Here is an 18,533-nt window from a genome sequence, read left to right on the forward strand (position 1 = left end):
GTTCCTGTGCCAGCACCAGGGCACGCCACGTCATCGTCAGGCCGCCGCACAACCGGGCCTCGGGGAGTCCGCCGTGGCATCCACCGAGGCCCGGTGCAGTTCAGGGGTGTGCGCAATCAGAGCATGAGCAGCAGTCGAGTGTTCGCGACCAGTTTCCGGTTCACACTGGTGCTCTGTACGAAGATGGTGAAGTCGTCGTTGTGGTCGGGCTTGACGCGGATCTCCGTGTCCGGCAGGCCCAGCAGGGCTCGGGCCTGGGGGCCGGTGTAGACCCGGTCCGTCTTCTTCTCCAGCACCGCTATCTGCTTCCGCGCCTGGATCTTCTCCGACTTGCTCAGCTGGTAGTAGGCGCCGCCGGTGCGGTAGGTGTGCCCGCATTCGGTGACCCACTCCCGGATCCCCGCGTCCCGAGCGACCGGAATCAGCTGATACTGCGACGGCTCCACCGGCGTGAGTCCGGCTGCCTCGATGGTGTCCTTGTTGACCGCCTGGGCGCCGGTGGAGAACACCGTCCGTGATCCACGGATGCCCTGGGTGCGGCCCACCATGAAGTTCTCGGTGGCCTGCCGGATGACCTGGCCGGCCTCTTCCAGGCCTTGGGTGCTGGTGGCGTCCCAGATGGCGATGTTGTCCTTGGGAAAGCCGCACTGCATGGCCTCGCGCTTGCCCATCTGGTCCGGCACGAGGACGGCCAGCGTCCAGTTGTCCTGCTGGGTGGCGATCATCTCCGCCACGGCCTTGACCAGTTCACGCGGATCCCGGTGCGGGGCATCCGGGCACCGGTGACTCGCGTTCTCCTGTCCGTCGGTGAGCACGAACGTCAGGAAGCTGTGGTCGCCGTACAGTTGGGCGGTCTGGGCCAGCTCCCGCTGCGAGGTGAGAGTGGCCGCGAGCAGCGCCGTCATTCCACCGGCCCGGTACATCTGCTTCAGGGACGGCATGCGCAGCACGTCCTTGTCGTAGATGACGCATTCCACCTTGTCCGCGAAGACGTACACCGTGACGCGGGTTTCCTGGTCCAACTCCTGTGACCGGCGGGCCAGATAGGCGATCTGCTGGTCGGCGACGTCGACGACCTTGCGGCTCAGGTGCGACATGGACGAACTGGCATCCAGCACCAGCGCGACGTGATTGATGTAGTTCTGGTTTCCGGACATGACGGCGTCCCCCTCGTTCCGACTCGATGTCCCGGCTCGATGTATCGATCTTCTCACCCGCCACTGACAATCGATCTTGGTCCGGAAGTGGGTGAGAGTGGGTGAGGTGCCGCGGACCGCACCCCGAGGACCAGCTGAGCGACCCGACTGGCGGTCGGTTTACCCGTCCGGACGCGCTCAGCGGGGCATGTCGGCCCGGGGTGACGAGGATGGAGGGGTGCGGGGGCCTCTCTCGCATGGGACGACGGGAATGGCGGCCGGCGAGCCCGGCTCGACGCGCGGCTGTCCCGTGGCCGGTTCTCAGTGTGTGGCAGGAGAGGAGAGGTATGGCCGAGACCGACTCGGAGCGAGACGCGCCACCCGCCGGGGCCCGTGGGCCTTCAGGAGAGGGTGCTCCACGTTCTGACACAGTCGATCTGCGGCGCGTCGGGGCGAACCCCGACTACTGGTATCCGATCGCCCTGTCCAGGAACATCCGCCGCGGCCGGGTGACGGCGTCGGCGTTCGCCGGGGAGCGCATCGCGCTCTATCGCGGGAAGAGCGGCCGTGTCCATGCGCTGGAGGACCGGTGTGCCCACCGGCAGGTGCCGCTGAGCATGGGCGTCGTGGAAGGTGACGTCCTGCGCTGCTGCTATCACGCCTGGGCCTATCGCGGGGACGGACGCATCTCGCAGATCCCGTACCTGGCCAAAGGGCACGGCCGTCCGCCGCGCGGGGTGCGCGGCTATCCGGTCCGGGAGGCGTACGGGCTGGTGTTCGTCTTTCCGGGCGCGCCGGAGAAGGCGGATGCCACGCCGTTGCCGGAGCTTCCGGCCTTCGGCTCACCGCGCTACAAGACGATGACGTTCTCGAGGACGGTGCGCTGCCACTACTCGTTCATGCACGAGAACCTGCTCGACATGAACCACCAGTTCCTCCACCGGGGCGTCGTCGGCAGACTCCACCCCGAGCTGCTGACCCGGCACACCGACGCCACGTCGGTGGAGGCCCGCTACCTGTTCACCCACACCGGAGGAAAGCGGAACCGCGGTGCCAGCCTGCTCGCCGCCGAGGGCCTCGGGGGCAGCGACTCCAGCGACGTCATGACCATCCGGACCCAGTACCCGTACCAGACCCTGGACCTCGTGCCCGAGAACGCGGAGCGCCCGGCATTCTCCCTCTGGGCCGTGTACGTACCCGAAGACGTCGAGCAGCGCTCGTGCCACGCCTACGGTCTGCTCATGATCGAGAAACCCAGGATGCGTGGCACCCTTCACCTGGCCTGGCCGTTCATCAGACGCTTCACCGAGCGTGTCTTCGCCGAGGACCGCATGGCCGTCGAAGCGGAGCAGCGGGCGTGGGACGAGCAGGGCGAGGATCGCAATCACGAGGTCTTCCCGCTGATCCTGGACGTTCGCGAAGTGCTGCGCTCCAACGGGGTCCCACTGGAGTCCTCGGCCGCGGTTTCCGGCGGCTTCGGGCCGTGCGACCGTTCCGCGCTGTCGTCCTCGTTCCATCCGGCGGGACCGTGTGCGATCAAGGGGCCGGAAGGCTCCGCCGCACCGGGCCTGTGAGACGACGAGCCCCGACTCGATCGCAGAATCTCAGCAAAGCGCTCATCCCTCGCCGCCGTGGCAACGAATAAGGGGCAAAGAGGGACACACGGTCGACCGGTTCGGTAGGTCAGGGAGCGCTCATGAGGGGTCAGTCGCTCGAGGTGATGGACACCGGTTCACAGGACACGACCCGCCGTCGCGAAAGGCCGGCGGACCCCGCCGCCCCCGGCCTCGAAGAGACCTTCGCCCAGCTGCTCGCCGAGGTCGCACATCTGAAGAAGGTTCCCCTCGACAGTGACTTCTTCGCCGATCTGGGGGCCGATTCCCTGGTCATGGCGCATTTCTGCGCCCGCGTCAGGAAGCGCCCGGACCTTCCGTCGGTGTCGATGCGCGACATCTACCGCCACCCGACCATCAGCGACCTGGCCGCGGCCCTCGCCGAGAGTCCGTCCACGGCCCCCGAGGTAAGGGCACGGGTGCCTGCCGAGCCCACGGGCCGCCCCCACTACGTGCTGTGCGGTGTCCTGCAACTGCTGTGCTTTCTCGGTTACGCCCTTCTTCTCGCGGTCGTCGCGGCTCGGGGGTTCGACTGGATCTCCGCCGGGGGGACTCTGTTCGACGCCTATCTGCGGTCCGTCGTGTTCGGCGCCGCGACGATGGTCGTTCTGTGCACCCTGCCCGTGATCGCGAAGTGGCTGCTGATCGGCCGGTGGCGGCAGCAGCGGTTCCGCGTCTGGAGCCTGGCCTACGTCCGCTTCTGGCTGGTGAAGACGCTGATCAGGGCGAACCCGGTCGTCCTGTTCGTCGGTTCGCCCCTGTACCCGCTCTACCTCAGGGCGCTCGGTGCCCGCATCGGACGCGGAGTGACGATCCTGTCCCGCAGCGTGCCCGTGTGCACCGACCTGCTGGCGGTCGGTGACGGCACAGTCGTCCGCAAGGACTCACTGTTCAGCTGCTATCGGGCGCTCGACGGTGTGATCGAGACCGGCCCGGTCACTCTGGGCCGGGGCGCGGTCGTCAGCGAGTCGACGGTGCTGGACATCGGTACCTCCCTCGGCGACCGGTCCCAGCTCGGCCACGCGTCCTCCCTCCACACGGGCCAGGCGGTCCCGGACGGCGAGCACTGGCACGGTTCACCCGCCCAGCGCACGGACGCGGAGTTCCAGCCGGTGCCACCGGCACGGTGCGGCACCGCACGACGAGCGGTCAACGGGGTCCTGCTCCTGCTCACGGTGCTGCTGGTGTACGTGCCCCTGGCCGTGGGCTGTCTGGACGTGCTGATCTCGCGGATCCTCGAGGGGTCCACCGCACTGGCGGGAGCGCAGACCACCCCGGCCCACGGGGAGTTCTACGTCGACGTCCTCACGGTCACGGCCGTCGTCTTCGGCGGAGCGCTGCTCACCGGCCTCGTCCTCGTCGCCACCGTCCCACGCCTGCTCGGCCTGCTCGTCACCCCGGGCCGGACCTATCCGCTGTACGGTCTCCAGTACGCCGCCCACCGGACCACCGTCCTGCTGACCAACAGGAAATCCCTCACCCGTCTGTTCGGCGACAGCAGCTGCATCGTGCACTACCTGCGCTGGGTCGGCTACGACCTGTCCAGGGTGTTCCAGACCGGCTCGAACTTCGGCACCCAGGTCAAGCACGAGAGCCCCCTCATGAGCAGCGTCGGCACCGGCACCATGGTCGCGGACGGCCTGTCCCTGATGAACGCCGACTACTCCAGCACCTCCTTCCGCCTGTCACGGACCTCCATCGGAGCGCACAACTACCTCGGGAACCGGATCGCCTACCCCTCGCGCGGCAGGACCGGTGAGAACTGCCTTCTGGCCACCAAGGTGATGGTTCCCGTCGACGGCCCGCTCCGCCATGACGTGGGACTGCTCGGCTCCCCCTGCTTCGAGATACCGCGGTCGGTGCTGCGGGACAGCACCTTCGACGAGCTGCGCCAAGGAGAGGGGCTGGGGCGCCGCCTGGCGGCGAAGAACCGGCACAACGCCCTCACCATGGCCTGGCACCTGTTCACAGGGTGGCTGTACTTCTTCGGCATCGCCCTGCTGTTCGCGTGCGCCGCCAGCCTGTACCAGCAGTGGGGGACCGTGGTGATCGCACTGGCCAACGCCCTGACCCTGCCGTTCACCCTGCTGTACTTCGTCCTGGTCGAAAGGGCCGTCACGGCTGTCCGTCCGCCGGGACCCCTGTTCTGCTCGATCTACGACGTCCGCTTCTGGCGGCGCGAGCGGTACTGGAAGGTCCCCTCGGAGACGTACATGCACATTCTCGACGGCACGCCGTTCAAGGGGGCCGTGTGGCGGCTGCTCGGCGCCCGTGTCGGCACCAGGGTGTTCGACGACGGGTGCAGTCTGACCGAGCGATGCATGGTCACCATCGGGGACGGCTGCACGCTCAACGCCGGCAGCGTCCTGCAGTGCCACTCCCAGGAGGACGGCACGTTCAAGTCGGACCGCAGCGCCATCGGCGCCCGCTGCACCCTCGGTGTCGGAGCGTTCGTCCACTACGGCGTGACGATCGGCGACGATGCCGCCCTGGCGGCGGATGCCTTCCTGATGAAGGGCGAGACGGTCCCCGCCCATGCCCGCTGGGCGGGGAACCCGGCTCGCCCCGCACCCGACGGCAGCGGAGGTGGATGGTGATGGCGACGGCAATGACCGGTGGCCGAAATCCGGCGTACGGCCCGGTCGACGCGGCCGACACGCGCGACGCGTACGACGCCCGCACCGGCCCGCGGTCCCCGGCCGACGTCGGCCCGCCGACCGAGGGCGGCTTCACCCCCGCACCGCGATGGACCAGCACCCCCAAGCCAGGCGTAGCGGAGCACGTCCAGCCCGTACCCGGCGATGTCACCGCGGGTCTGCACCGGCGGGCCGGCGAGATCGGTGTGCCCTTCACCGCGATCCTGCTCGCGGCCCACGTGAAGGTGCTCGCCACGCTCTCCGGCGACCCAGTCGTCCGCAGCGGTTACCTCGCCCCCGCCGGCACCGCGCCGCTGCCCTTCCGGATCACGGTCGAGCCGGGCACTTGGCGCCGTCTGCTGCTGGCAGCCCACCGCGCCGAGTCGAGGCTGCTGATACCCGGGACCGCCCCGGCGGACCTACCGCCGACCGGTGCCCCCGAGCCGGGGCCAGAGGTCGTGTTCGACCCGACCGGCCACGGCGCCCGCGTCGCGGACGACGGCGTGCTCGGCGTGACGGCGCAGGAACAGAACGGCCGGCTCGCACTGCGCCTGCACCACCGGACCGACCTGCTGGACGCCGACTGCGCCGTCCGGATCGCCGGGTACCACCTCGCCGCCCTCGCACAGATCGCCGCCGACCCGGACGCCCCGCACGACCAGGGCACTCTGCTGTCCGCCGAGGAGGTCCGGTTCCAGATCGACGGGCTCGCCGGGCCGCGCCGGCGGCTGCCCGACCGTCGCTTCCACGAGCTGTTCGAAGACCGTGTGCGCAGCCATCCGGACGCTGTCGCGGCCGTGCACCGCGAGCGGCAGTGGACGTACCGCGAACTCGACCTGCGGGCCAACCGGTTGGCGCGCGCCCTGCTGGCGGAGGGTGTGCGGCCCGAGGACACGGTGGCCGTCGTGACCGGACGTGACCTGAACTGGATGGCCGGCGTGATCGCCGTCCTCAAGGCCGGGGCCGCGTACCTGCCCGTCGACCCGCACTACCCGCCCGGACGGATGACCGCCATGCTGACCCGCGCGGACTGCGCCCACGTGCTCACCGGGTTGGACGGCTCACCCAACCTGGACCGGGCGCTCGCGGCTCTGCCCGGCACGCACCGGCTCGTGATCCCGGACATCATCGAGCGGGCCACCGACGGGACAGACCTCCGGCTGCGAGTGACGGCCGGCCAACTCGCGTACGTGTTCTTCACCTCCGGCTCCACCGGCGAACCCAAGGGCGCCATGTGCGAGCACGCGGGCCTGCTCAACCACCTCTACGCCAAGATCGACGACCTGGGCATCGGCGAGGGCACGGTCGTGGCGCAGACCGCTTCGCAGTGCTTCGACATCTCACTGTGGCAGTTGCTCGCCGGCCTGCTGACCGGCGGGCGCACCCTGCTCGTCGAGCAGGACGCGGTCCTCGACCCCGACCGGTTCCTCGACACGATCGTCGCGGGCCGGGTCAACGTGTGCCAGATCGTGCCCTCCTACCTCGACGTCCTCCTGACCGCGCTCGAACGCGATCCACGCGACCTGCCGGACCTGCGGTGCGTGTCGGTCACCGGTGAGGCGCTCAAGTCAGAGCTCGTCGAGCGCTGGTTCGCCGCCGTGCCCGGGGTGCGCCTCGTCAACGCCTACGGGCTGACGGAGACGTCCGACGACACCAACCACGAGGTGATGGACCGGCCACCCGCCACCGGCCGGGTACCGCTCGGCCGGCCCGTCAACAACGTGCACATGTACGTCGTCGACGAGAACCTGGCGCTGGTCCCGCTCGGCGCCCCCGGGGCCATCGTCTTCTCCGGTGTCTGCGTCGGCCGCGGCTATGTCAACGACGCCGAGCGCACCCGGCTCGCCTACCTGACCGACCCCTACCGCCCGGGCCAACGGCTGTACCGGGGCGGTGACTTCGGGCGCTGGCGGCCCGACGGGAAACTGGAGTTCCTCGGCCGCAAGGACGCCCAGGTGAAGATCCGGGGGTTCCGCATCGAGATCGGCGAGATCGAGAGCGCGCTGCTGAGGGTCCCCGGCGTCCATGACGGCGCGGTCGTGGTGACCGGCCCGGAGGGGCACGGCCGGCAGCTCACCGCCTTCTGCACCGGCGCACACGCGCCGACCCCCGAAGACCTGCGCGAGCGCCTCGGCGACCAGCTCCCCGAGTACATGATCCCGGCCGCCTTCCACCAGCTGGAGCGCCTCCCGCTCACGCCCAACGGCAAGACCGACAGGAAGGCGCTGACGGCGCTCGCCGACGAACTCGGCACGGCCGCCCAGGACTCCCGCGGGCTCCCGAGGACGCCCACCGAGCGGCGGCTGGCCGCGGCCTGGGCAAGCGTCCTCGGCATCCCGGCCGACCGGATCGGCCGCGGCGAGAACTTCTTCGACCTGGGCGGCACTTCCCTGTCTGCCGTGCGGCTCGCCATCTCGCTGGACCGGGTGATCGCCCCGCGCGACCTCACCGGCCATCCGGTGCTGGCCCAGCTGGCGGGCCTGATCGACACACGGACATCGCCGCCGCGCGAGCCCTGAGACTTCGAGGAGAACGACATGCTGTCCGCACTGTTCCGCAAGCACGCGGCAACCTCCGCACCGGCTCCACCCACCGGAAGTACCGCAGAACCCGCTGCCCGGGACCTTCCGACACTGCGGGCCGAGTACACCCCGGACGCGGCGGCCTGGGTGGCCGGACGGCGAGACACCCTGCGCGCCCTCCTCGCCGAGCACGGAGCGCTCACCGTCCGCGGGCTCGCCCTGCACACCCCGGCCGACGTCGCCTCGGTGCTGCACCGACTCGCCGAGCGCCCGGCGACGGAACGGGAGGCGTTCGCCGCCCGCGACACCCACGCGGAAGGCGTCTACTCGTCGTCCGCGTGGCCCGCCAACCAGCCGATGTGCATGCACCATGAGCTCAGTTACGCCGTGGAGTGTCCCGGCCTGCTGATGTTCGCCTGCCTCCGGCCGCCCGCCGAGGGCGGCGCGACCGCCGTGGCCGACTCGGCCGCCGTACTCCAGTCGCTGCCCGCCGAACTCGTCGACCGCTTCGAGCGGGAGGGCTGGCTCCTCACCCGTACCTACAACGACGAGATCGGCGCCACGCTGACCCAGTCCTTCGGCACCGATGACCGCGGCGCCGTCGAAGCCTACTGCCGTGCCCACGCCATCGACTGGTCCTGGCAGCCGGACGGTTCGCTGCGGACCCGGCAGCACCGCAGCGCCGTCGTCCGCCACCCGGTCTCCGGCCGGCGCTGCTGGTTCAACCAGATCGCCTTCCTCAACGAGTGGACGATGGCCCCGGAAGTCCGGGAGTTCCTCGTCGAGGAGTACGGCCCCGACGGCCTGCCGTTCAACACCCGTCACGGCAACGGCGACCCGGTGCCCGCGGACGTCGTGGAGCAGATCAACAAGACCTACGAGGGGCACACCGTACGCCTGCCGTGGGAGGCCGGGGATCTGATGCTCGTCGACAACATCCGCACCGCACACAGCCGAGAGGCCTACCAGGGACCCCGGACCGTGGTGGTGGCGATGGGGGACCCCGTACGCCTCGACCACACCACGGCGCCCATGCGGAGGACAGAGACATGACCACCCTGCCGGCCGTTCACGAGGAGGTCGCCCGCGCGGACGCGGACGCTGCCTCCGTGCCGCCCTTCGCCGTCATCCCCGGGAGCCAGGTCCACGAAGTGCTCCGCGGACGGGAGAAGTCCGTGGTGGAGGTGGTCGAGAGGACCTACCGCATGCACGGCTCCGGCCGCTCGGTGAACCCGCCGTCGTCGTTCCTGCGCTTCCCCGACCGGCCGTCGGCGCGCATCATCGCGTTGCCCGCCTCACTGGGCGGCGACACCCGTGTGGACGGCCTGAAGTGGATCTCCAGTTTCCCCACGAACGTCGCGTCCGGCATTCCCAGGGCGTCCGCCGTGCTCATTCTCAACGACCCCGTCACGGGCTACCCCTTCGCATGCATGGAAAGCTCGATCATCAGCGCCGCGCGGACCGCCGCCTCCGCCACGGCGGCGGCCGACCGGCTCAGCAGGGGACGACCACGCCCCACGCGCCTGGGATTCGTCGGGGCCGGGCTGATAGCCCGCTACATCCACACCTACCTCCAGGGCACCGGCTGGTCCTTCGACGCCATAGGCGTGCACGACCTGTCCGCCGACAGCTCCGCGGGCCTGCGGATGTACCTGGAACAGGCGGGAGCGGTCGGCCGGGTCACCGTGCACCGCGGTGCCGAGGAACTGATCCGCCACAGCGACCTGATCGTGTTCGCCACCGTCGCCGACCGGCCGCACATCAGCGACCCGTCGTGGTTCCGCCACAACCCGGTGGTGCTGCACATCTCACTGCGCGACCTCGCACCCCAGGTGCTGCTGTCCGCCACCAACATCGTCGACGACATCGACCACTGTCTGAGGGCCTCCACCTCACCCCACCTCACCGAGCGCCTCACCGGCAACCGCGACTTCCTGCACGGCACGCTCGACGACGTGATGGCGGGACGGGTGACGGTGCCGGCCGACCGCCCGGCCGTCTTCTCACCGTTCGGCCTGGGCGTCCTCGACCTCGCCGTCGGCAAATACGTCTACGACGAAGTGGCCCTCTCCGGCCGCCTGCAGACCATTGACAACTTCTTCAGCGAACTGCGCCGGCACGGCTGAGGACGGCGGCCCACGCCATCGCCCGCGCCCGGTGTCCGGTCATGTACGAGGAGAGCATCGTGCCAGTCATCACCGTTCCTCACGCCTTCAACGAGGAGGACCTGTACGTCGACCTCGAGCCGATATCCGGACACCGCCTGTTCCTCAAGTGCGAGGGGTTCAACTTCGCCGGTTCGATCAAACTCAAGGCGGCGACCGAGATGGTGGAGTCCGCCGAACGCAGCGGGACCCTGACCCGGGACTCGATCCTGGTGGAGTCCTCCTCCGGCAATCTCGGCGTCGCCTTGAGCATGATCGCGGCGAGCAAGGGCTACCGCTTCGTCTGCGTGACCGACTCCCGCTGCAATCTGGCCACCCGGCTGATGATGGAAGCACTCGGCAGTCAAGTACATGTCGTCTCCGACGAGAACGCCGTCGGCGGCCTGCTCGGCGCACGGCTGGCGTATGTGCGCCGGCTCTGTGCGGACGACCGGTACGTGTGGCTCAGCCAGTACACCAACCCCGACAACTGGAAGGCACACTACTTCCGGACGGCGCCGGCCATCGCCCGCTGGTTCCCGCAGCTCGACGTCCTGTTCATCGGCGTCGGCACCACCGGAACCCTGATGGGCTGCGCGCGCTGGTTCCGCTCCTGGCACCGGCCGGTGCGGATCGTCGCCGTGGACAGCGTCGGCTCCGCCATCTTCGGCGACGCTCCGGGCCGCAGGATGATCCCGGGCCTGGGCATGAGCGTACGGCCGCCGCTGCTCGACGAGGGCTACGTGGACGAGGCGGTACGCGTCGACGAAGCCGACAGCATCCGCACCTGCCGTGAGCTCGCCAGGCACGGCTTCCTGTTCGGAGGGTCCACCGGCACCGTGGTCAGCGGTGCGATGCGCTGGCTGGGCAGCCACGACCGGCCCGGCCTCACCCCCGTGGCGATCGCCCCGGACCTCGGCGAGCGCTACCTCGACACGATCTACCAGGCCAACTGGGTGCAGGCGCTCTACGGCGACGACGCACTCGTGCCGCCCGCGTCACCCGGCGACCGGACACCGACCGGCGAATCCAGCACCGCCCACCACATGCACCCTTGACACCCCGTCACGCGCCCCTGCACACACGGAACAAGGAGGCGGCCGGCACCGTGCGCCCCAGGAACCCGCCCGAGCAACCGGCACCAACGGCTCCCCGGCCGACGCTGCGGCCCGAACCGGTCGGGCCCGGGGTCTGGGCGCGGCCCCTGACACCGCCGCGCCCCGGTCGGCGACCGCACCTGTGGCTGGCGCGAGTGAAGGACCTGCGCGATGTCATCGCCCCGTACGCCGACTCGGTCCTGGACCCCGGCGAGAGGGCGCGGGCGGCGGCGTTCCGGCGAGCGGCGGACCGCGACGGCTATCGGGTCGCCCACGTCGGGCTGCGCATGCTCCTGGGCGGCTACCTCGGCATCGCGCCCGCGGAGGTGCCGTTGGTGCGCCTGCCCTGCCCCGTCTGCCGGGCTCCGCACGGCCGTCCCGCCGTGCACGGTGCCGCGCTGCACTTCTCCCTCTCCCGCAGCGGCGGACTCTGCCTCCTCGCCTTCGCGGCCACCCCCGTGGGCACGGACGTCGAGCGGATCCCCGCGGGCGATCTCGTCACCGACCTCGGTGCCGCCCTGCACCCCCGGGAGGCCGCCGAGCTCGCCGCCTGCCCGCCGGAGCGGCTTCCCGCGGCCTTCGCCCGGGCCTGGACCCGTAAGGAGGCGTACCTGAAGGGCCTGGGCACCGGACTCGGACGTGACCTCCACATGGATCACCTCGGCACCTCGCCCCTGGCGCCCGCCCAGGTGCCGGGCTGGGCCGTCGACGACGTCGCCGTGGCGGAGGGCTACGCGGCCGCCGTCGCGGTCGAGGCGTCCCGGGAGCTCACGCGGGGACGGGAATGAGGCCCAGGGGGTCGGAGGTGGGCTGACGCGAACCTCCGGCGGGTTCCACGGTGACGCACACCGCGGTGGCCTCCGCGAGCGGTCCTTCGAGAACGCGGACCAACTCCCCGCCCCGGCCGGGCAGCAGACCGGCGGGCCGGAACGTGTCGGCGTCCGCGTACCAGAGTTCGTAGACCTGGTCGCCCGTCAGCGCCGGCAGGTCCGAGACGACGAACGCGGCCCGGTCCTGGGCGCGCGAGGTGATGACGCTCGCCGTCGCCCCGTTCGACAGCTGCTCCTTGCTGATCGTGGCGTCGGAGGCGGAGATGACCTCGGCGATGTTCTCGTAGCGGGAACGGGCCTCGGCGATCCGCTCGTTCGCGGTGTCGGCCTCCGAGTGCTGCCACCAGGCCACACCCCCCAGCCCCGCCGCCACCGCCACGGACGCCGCCAGCGCCCACCCGAGAGCCCGGTCCAGCCGGCGGCGACGGCCCCGCGCGACGGCGGCGGGCCGCTCCTGCCGTACCGTGCCGATCTGAGCGAGCACCCGGCGGCGCACGTTCGCGGACGGTGTACGAGCCTCGGCCGCGCCCAGCGCGGTGGCAGTCGTCGTCAGCTCATAGGCCTCGCGCCGGCAGGGCGCACAGCTCGCCAGATGATTCTCGAAGACGGCCTCCTCCGCGGGCGGCAGAGCGTGCAGCGCGTAGGCGCCGACATCGAGATGCGGGTCCTCGGGATGAGCGTCGTCCGGACGCGGGTCATCGCCGTGATTCACGATCCGGCCTCCAGACACTCGCGCAAGCGCCGCAGCCCCTGTCGCATCCGTGACTTGATGGTGCCCGGCGGAGTGTCGAGCGAATCGGCCACCTCGGCGTACGTCAGCCCTTCGTAGTAGGCCAGCACCAGAGGCAGCCTGAGCTGCCGGGCCAGCTCGGCCAGACAGCGAAGGACGAGGACCTGCTCCTCCCGTGTCTCGATCTCTTCGGCGACAGCGTCGAAGGCCCGCTGCTGTTCCTGAGCGGCCGAGCGCATCTCCCGGGCCCTGCTCGCGGTGACGGACCGTACCCGGTCCACCGCGCGGCGGTGCGCGAGCGTGAGCACCCAGCTGCGGGCCGCTCCCCGCTCCGGCCGGAAGCGGCCCGCGGTACGCCACACCTCCACCATGACGTCCTGCACCACCTCCTCCGCCTGCGCCTCGTCCTTCAGCACCCGCCACGCCAGCCCCATGACCGGCGGCGCCAGGGCGTCGTACATGCCTGCGAAGGCGCGTTCGTCGCCGGTGGCGGCACGAGCGAGCAGGTCGTCCACCCGGGCGTCGTCGGGCGACCGACTCCGCCGGGTCCGGGTGTCGCCTTCGGTGTGCGCGTCCGTTCCTCGTTCCATCGCCGCTCCTCACCTCAGCTCGACACTCGCTCCATTCCGCCGCGAGCGCACCTTGGTACGAAGTCGTCCGCTCGACAGAGGGCCCTTTCGGCGTGCAGCACCGCCGCGCACCGGGGGGCGTGGCGGTGTCCGGTCGTCGACGGCGGGCGTGAAGGGGTGGCCGACCGGATGCGATGATGACCGGCGACAAGGCGACGGCGGTCCGAGGAAGCCGGTGTGAATCCGGCGCGGTCCCGCCACTGTGATCGGCGAGCGGATCCTTATCGGCCACCGTCCCTGGGGGCGGGAAGGCCGGGACGAGCATCGACCCGAGAGCCAGGAGACTCACGCGGTCGCCTCCTCGACGGACCACCGGGGCGGATCTCCCCGGAGAGAGGAATGTGGCATGCGCACGACGCGCGCGGAGGAACCGTCCGGGGAGACGTGGGATCAGCGGCGGGCCACGGCATCGGCGCCGTGCCGGGTCGTCGTCTGCCGGGACTGCTGCTGCGGTACCGCGAAGGTGATCGGTGTCGACCACGCGGCGCAGACCGAACGGCTGCGGGCCGAGGTGCCCGTACGTATCTCCGCCTGCCTCGACGTCTGTGAACAGGCCAATGTCGTCGTCGTACAGCCATCGGCCGCCGCCCGGGCCGCCGGCGCACGGCCGGTGTGGCTGGGCCTGGTCAACGACCCGGACGCGACCGAGGACATCGCGGCCTGGGTGCGCGCCGGGGGCCCCGGGGTGGCTCCACTGCCGGAGATCCTCGACCTGTACACCTTCACGCCGCCGCGCCGCCGCGTCACGTCCTGAGCGCCGGCCGCGGATCGTGCTGTTCCTTCAGGATTCGGCCAGGTGTCGCCGCGTGCCCGAGCGGGTCCCGCCCGGTTCGGCCACGGACTCCTGGCAACGGGGGTTGTGACAGGGGCCCGCCGTCCACACGGGGACGTACATGCCCATCGTCTTGTGTCGTTCCACGACGGTCTCCACCGGCTGCTTGCATCGGGGGCAGACGTGGGAAGACGGCGCAGCCGCGTTTGATTTCCGCTCACCGTTCATGCGGGTATTTTACGACCGCTTTGCACAGTTTTGGGAGTCGTTTGGCGTGATCGTCGCGTGTGCTCTCCGCTCGCGGATCATGGCTCACGCTGGGCATCGTCGACGGGTCCGCGCTGGTCCGACGGGTCGGCGTCCCCGGCCGGTGGCCCCTCGACGTCCCCCCGCGGCGGGCGCAGCATGCTGAGGGCGATGGAGACGGCCAGGATGGTGGCGATCACGGCGAGGCTGACCGGCGAGGGAATCTCCGGGATGTCTTCGCTGATCATTTTGTGGGAGGCCTGGAGGATCAGCTTGACGGCGATGAAGGAGAGGATCAGTGCCAGGCCCTTGCTCAGGTAATGGAAGCGGTCGAGCAGACCGGCGAGCATGAAGTACAGGGCGCGCAGGCCCAGGATGGCGAACGCGTTGCTGGTGTAGACGATGAAGGCGTCGCTGCTGACGGCCAGGACGGCAGGCACGCTGTCGACGGCGAAGACGAGGTCGGCGGCCTCGATCGCGGCGACGACGGCGAGCAGCGGGGTCGCGACGCGTTTCCCGGCTTCCTTGACGAAGAAGTGGGGGCCCGCGTACTCGTCCCGCACCGGGACGATCTTGCGCAGCAGCCGCACGGCGATGCTCTTGCCGGGGTCGAAGCTGTCCTCCTCCTCTTTGAGGATCTTGTACGTGCTGTAGAAGAGGATCGCGGCGAAGACGAACAGCACGGCGGTGAAGCGGCTGACCACCGCCACACCGGCGGCGAGGAAGACGCCCCTGAAGACCAGGGCGCCCAGGACGCCTAGGAACAGCACACGGTGCTGGTAGGCGCGGGGCACCTTGAAATAGCTGAAGATCAGCGCGAAGACGAAGAGGTTGTCGACCGACAGGCTCTTCTCCAGCAGCCATGCGGTGGTGTACTCCACGCCGGCACTCGTGCCGACCACGAGGAACACCACGGCGCCGAAGACGACGGCAAGGCCCACCCAGACCCCGCTCCAGGCGGCGGCCTCCCGGAAGCCGATGACATGCGCCTGCCGGTGCGCGAGCAGATCCACCGCCAGCGACACCAGCACGGTGACCGCGAAGACCATCCACAGCCAGAACGGCACGTCATGCACAGGCCCGGCCCCTCACCCGATCGACCGGCACTCTCCTCCTTCCGAGTCTGGAGCATGCGGCAGGGAGTTGCCTCCCCGGCGGCGCGCACGCAAGCGTCCGCCGAAGGAGGGGCGCCCGTCATGTGACGGGCTGGTCCGCCTCGACCGCCAGCTGTGTGCCCGCCGGCGACTCTGAGGGGAGGAAGGTCACCTGGGGAGCGCCCGTGCTGGGATGGACGGCCACCTCGCTCGCCACCCCGTACACCTCCGCCAGCAGGCGGGGCGTGAGGATCTCGGAGGGCGGACCCGAGGCGGCGACCCGGCCGGCCCGCAGCAGGTAGAGCCGGTCGCAGTAGTACGCGGCCAGGTTGAGGTCGTGCAGGGCCACCACAACCGTGGCCGGCAGACGGCGCAGCGTGCCGAGGACCTCCAGTTGATGGCGTATGTCGAGGTGGTTGGTGGGCTCGTCGAGGACCAGGAGGGAGGGCTGCTGGGCGAGCGCGCGGGCGATGAGCGCCCGCTGGCGTTCACCGCCGGAGAGGCGGTCGAAGGGACGGTCGGCCAGATCGGCGGCGTCCACGGCCGTGAGCGCCCTGTCTATGAGCTCGGCGTCCTCGGGGGTGTCTCCGTCGAGGAGGCGCTTGTGGGGTGTGCGGCCCATGGCGACGACCTCGCGGACCGTCAGGTCGAAGTCGGCACCCGGTTCCTGGACCACCGCCGCCACGGTGCGGGCCAGTTGCCGTACGGGAAGCCGCCAGGCGTCGGTGCCGTCGACCAGGACCTGGCCGCCGGCGGGGCGAAGGACGCGGTAGACGGCGCGCAGCAGGCTGGACTTGCCGCTGCCGTTGGGGCCGACCAGACCGATCACCTCGCCCGGCCGGGCCACGAGCGAGACGTCCCGCACGAGGCGGTGCGCGCCGGCGGTGAGCGTGAGGCCGTCGACGACGAGTTCGGTCGCGGTCATGCCACTCCTCGGTCGGTGGCCCGCCGGGCGTCCCGGCGCATCAGCCACAGGAAGAACGGCCCGCCGCACAGCGCGGTGAGCACGCCCACAGGGATCTCGACGGGTGCGGCGACGGTGCGTGCGGCGATGTCGGCCCAGATGAGGAAGACCGCACCACCGAGCGCCGCCGTCGGCAGGACGCGGCGGTGATCGCCGCCGACGAACAGGCGCACGATGTGCGGCAGCATCAGGCCGACGAAGCCGATCGGCCCGGCCGCCGCGACCAGCACGCCGGTGACCAGGGAGAGCAGCACGAACATACGACCGCGGAACCGGGCCACGTCCAGTCCCATGGTGGTGGCGGCCTCCTCGCCCGCCAGCAGCAGGTTCAGATTGCGGGCCTGTACGAGAAGGACGCCGATGCCCAGCAGCATGGCCGCGCTCGGCAGCCACAGCGTGCCCCAGTTCACGCCGCCGAGTCCGCCCAGCGTCCAGGCGAGGACGGCGCGGGCCTCGTTGCCCCGGTCGGTCGTGAGCAGCAGCAGGTCCAGCACCGCGGTGAGCACCGCAGCGATCGCCACGCCGGACAGCACCAGACGCACGGACGTGATCCGGCCGCCGGTACGCGCGGTGGCGTAGACGAGCATCAGTGCCCCCAGCGCGCCGACGAACGCGGCCACCGACAGGGACACGGGCCCGAACAGCGAGGCTCCGAACACGATCACCGAGACCGCGCCGAGGGACGCCCCGGAGGACACCCCCAGCAGATAGGGCTCCGCGAGCGGATTGCGGATCAGCGCCTGCATGGCGGTGCCGACCACCGCGAGCCCGGCACCGGTCACCGCCCCGAGCAGGACGCGCGGGGCGCGCACGTCCAGCACGATGGTCTCGCGCGCCCGGGACCAGTCCGGCTCCGTCCATCCGGCGCCCAGCGTGTGTGTCACGATGCCCCACACCTGGCCGGGCGGTACCTGAACCGACCCGATGGCGAGGCCGGCGGTGGCGGACAGGACGAGCAGGGCGGCGAGCACCACCACGGCGACGGTCATGCTCCCCCGGCCCGCCCCCTTGCCGCCCCGCGGGGGGCGGCCGACGAGCGGGCCGGAGGGTGTGCTCTTCGTCGGTGCCGTCACCGGAAGCTCTCGGGGTGCAGCCCGCGGGCCAGGTCCTCGACCGCGTAGGCGGACCGGACGCCGACCAGGGTCGCGGTCAGCGGCAGCACCACGAACCGCTTGTTCTTGACGGCCGGCACATCCGCCAGGGCGGGCTGGGAGAGCAGGAACTTCTTCTTCTGCTCGACGCTGCCGGCGTCGGCGTAGTCGTAGATGGCGATGACTTCGGGCTTTCGTTCGACGACCTGCTCCCAGGAGACGTCGCCGAAGACGTCGTCGAGGTCGGCGAAGACGTTGTTGCCGCCGGCCAGCCGGATCAGTTCGGTGCCCAGGCTCTTGCCGCCCGCGGTGAAGGCCGTCTTGTCGCCGCTGTCGTACACGAAGACGGGCACGTCGCTCTCGCCCTCGACGGCCGTGGACGCCTTGTCCACCTCGCTCTTCAGGTCGGTCACCAGCTTGTCGGCGCGCTCGGAGATGCCGAAGATACGGCCGATGGTGCGGATCTCGTCATAGGTGTCCTTCATCGTCACCTGCTTCTTGCCGCAGTACTCGCGGTTGAGATAGGTGTCGATGCCCGCGTCGGCGAACGCCTTGCGGGAGCGGCCCTCGTTCTCGTCGAAGGCGCTGCCGTAGCCGCCGTAGACCAGGTCGGGCTCGGCGTCCAGGAGCTTCTCGAACGACGGTTCCTTCGCGGCCAGTTCGGGGATCGCCGCGAAGTCCTTCTGCCATCGGGGCAGGACGGCCGAGTCGGGGAAGGCGGTGCCCACCATGCGGTCCTTCAGACCGAGAGCGAGCATCAGTTCCGCCGGGTGCTGATGGATCGTGACGACCCGGGAGGGCGGCTTGTCGTACGTCGTCTCGACGCCGCAGTTGTCGATGGTGACGGGGAAGCCCGCCGCCGACGGTGCGGTCTTCGGATCCTGGGCCGCCTCGCCGGACGAGCCGCAGCCGGCCGTCAGCAGGGTCGCCGCCAGGGCGACGGCCGCGGCCGTGGCGCGCAGGGCGTGGCGTCGGCGGGCAGGGGTGAACAGCGGGGGACGGGTCGTACCGTCGTACACGTAGAGCCTC

General features: G+C 70.6%; 15 protein-coding genes and 1 riboswitch. Of the genes, 8 read left to right on the top strand and 7 right to left on the bottom strand.

Features of this window, described 5'->3' with window-relative positions; all coding sequences use genetic code 11:
- Positions 1–116: 116 nt before the first annotated feature.
- The gene (locus ACHBTE_RS15040) at positions 117–1,157 is read right to left on the bottom strand and encodes a vWA domain-containing protein (protein WP_394724303.1); all 1,041 of its coding nucleotides are present in this window, start codon (positions 1,155–1,157) and stop codon (positions 117–119) included.
- 326 nt (positions 1,158–1,483) lie between these two features.
- Here ACHBTE_RS15040 and ACHBTE_RS15045 point away from each other — a divergent pair, with 326 nt between their 5' ends.
- The 7 genes from ACHBTE_RS15045 to ACHBTE_RS15075 all read left to right on the top strand — a co-directional run bounded on the left by ACHBTE_RS15045 (position 1,484) and on the right by ACHBTE_RS15075 (position 11,936).
- Complete coding sequence (locus tag ACHBTE_RS15045; protein WP_394724304.1) at positions 1,484–2,710, top strand: Rieske 2Fe-2S domain-containing protein; 1,227 nt, start codon at positions 1,484–1,486, stop codon at positions 2,708–2,710.
- 122 nt (positions 2,711–2,832) lie between these two features.
- A complete protein-coding gene (locus ACHBTE_RS15050) occupies positions 2,833–5,346 on the top strand; it encodes a Pls/PosA family non-ribosomal peptide synthetase (RefSeq protein ID WP_394724305.1) in 2,514 nt (837 codons plus the stop codon).
- Positions 5,346–7,904: an amino acid adenylation domain-containing protein gene (locus tag ACHBTE_RS15055; protein WP_394724306.1), complete on the top strand. Its 2,559-nt coding sequence runs from the start codon at positions 5,346–5,348 to the stop codon at positions 7,902–7,904. Before ACHBTE_RS15050 ends, ACHBTE_RS15055 begins: the two co-directional genes overlap by 1 nt.
- Before the next feature lie 18 nt (positions 7,905–7,922).
- A complete protein-coding gene (locus ACHBTE_RS15060; protein ID WP_394724307.1) occupies positions 7,923–8,960 on the top strand; it encodes a TauD/TfdA family dioxygenase in 1,038 nt (345 codons plus the stop codon).
- On the top strand, positions 8,957–10,033 hold the full coding sequence (gene sbnB / locus ACHBTE_RS15065; protein ID WP_394724308.1) for a 2,3-diaminopropionate biosynthesis protein SbnB: 1,077 nt from the start codon (positions 8,957–8,959) through the stop codon (positions 10,031–10,033). The genes ACHBTE_RS15060 and sbnB overlap by 4 nt, the downstream gene beginning before the upstream one ends.
- Positions 10,034–10,092: 59 nt before the next feature.
- On the top strand, positions 10,093–11,109 hold the full coding sequence (gene sbnA / locus ACHBTE_RS15070; protein WP_394724309.1) for a 2,3-diaminopropionate biosynthesis protein SbnA: 1,017 nt from the start codon (positions 10,093–10,095) through the stop codon (positions 11,107–11,109).
- A gap of 194 nt (positions 11,110–11,303) precedes the next feature.
- Positions 11,304–11,936: a 4'-phosphopantetheinyl transferase family protein gene (locus ACHBTE_RS15075; protein WP_394724310.1), complete on the top strand. Its 633-nt coding sequence runs from the start codon at positions 11,304–11,306 to the stop codon at positions 11,934–11,936.
- Here the strand turns inward: ACHBTE_RS15075 and ACHBTE_RS15080 are convergent.
- Positions 11,917–12,690 carry an anti-sigma factor gene (locus ACHBTE_RS15080; RefSeq protein WP_394724311.1) on the bottom strand — a complete coding sequence of 258 codons (774 nt, stop codon included), beginning with the start codon at positions 12,688–12,690 and terminating at the stop codon, positions 11,917–11,919. The two genes, ACHBTE_RS15075 and ACHBTE_RS15080, sit on opposite strands and share 20 nt — an antisense overlap.
- Positions 12,687–13,298: an ECF RNA polymerase sigma factor SigK gene (gene sigK / locus ACHBTE_RS15085; protein WP_394724312.1), complete on the bottom strand. Its 612-nt coding sequence runs from the start codon at positions 13,296–13,298 to the stop codon at positions 12,687–12,689. The genes ACHBTE_RS15080 and sigK overlap by 4 nt, the downstream gene beginning before the upstream one ends.
- 204 nt (positions 13,299–13,502) lie before the next feature.
- A riboswitch (cobalamin riboswitch) is annotated at positions 13,503–13,624 on the top strand.
- A 59-nt stretch (positions 13,625–13,683) separates the two neighbouring features.
- Here sigK and ACHBTE_RS15090 point away from each other — a divergent pair.
- A complete protein-coding gene (locus ACHBTE_RS15090) occupies positions 13,684–14,091 on the top strand; it encodes a (2Fe-2S) ferredoxin domain-containing protein (RefSeq protein ID WP_394724313.1) in 408 nt (135 codons plus the stop codon).
- A 323-nt stretch (positions 14,092–14,414) separates the two neighbouring features.
- Here the strand turns inward: ACHBTE_RS15090 and ACHBTE_RS15095 are convergent, their stop codons facing one another.
- The 4 genes from ACHBTE_RS15095 to ACHBTE_RS15110 form a co-directional block, all read right to left on the bottom strand.
- Positions 14,415–15,431 (bottom strand): TerC family protein, encoded by a 1,017-nt coding sequence (locus ACHBTE_RS15095; RefSeq protein ID WP_394724314.1) that lies wholly within the window; start codon positions 15,429–15,431, stop codon positions 14,415–14,417.
- 118 nt (positions 15,432–15,549) lie between these two features.
- Positions 15,550–16,374 carry an ABC transporter ATP-binding protein gene (locus tag ACHBTE_RS15100; RefSeq protein WP_394724315.1) on the bottom strand — a complete coding sequence of 275 codons (825 nt, stop codon included), beginning with the start codon at positions 16,372–16,374 and terminating at the stop codon, positions 15,550–15,552.
- A complete protein-coding gene (locus ACHBTE_RS15105) occupies positions 16,371–17,486 on the bottom strand; it encodes a FecCD family ABC transporter permease (protein ID WP_394724316.1) in 1,116 nt (371 codons plus the stop codon). Before ACHBTE_RS15105 ends, ACHBTE_RS15100 begins: the two co-directional genes overlap by 4 nt.
- Complete coding sequence (locus ACHBTE_RS15110) at positions 17,483–18,523, bottom strand: ABC transporter substrate-binding protein (protein ID WP_394724317.1); 1,041 nt, start codon at positions 18,521–18,523, stop codon at positions 17,483–17,485. Before ACHBTE_RS15110 ends, ACHBTE_RS15105 begins: the two co-directional genes overlap by 4 nt.
- Positions 18,524–18,533: the final 10 nt, after the last annotated feature.

It is taken from the genome of Streptomyces sp. M41, from assembly GCF_043673425.1.
Taxonomy (GTDB): Bacteria; Actinomycetota; Actinomycetes; order Streptomycetales; family Streptomycetaceae; genus Streptomyces.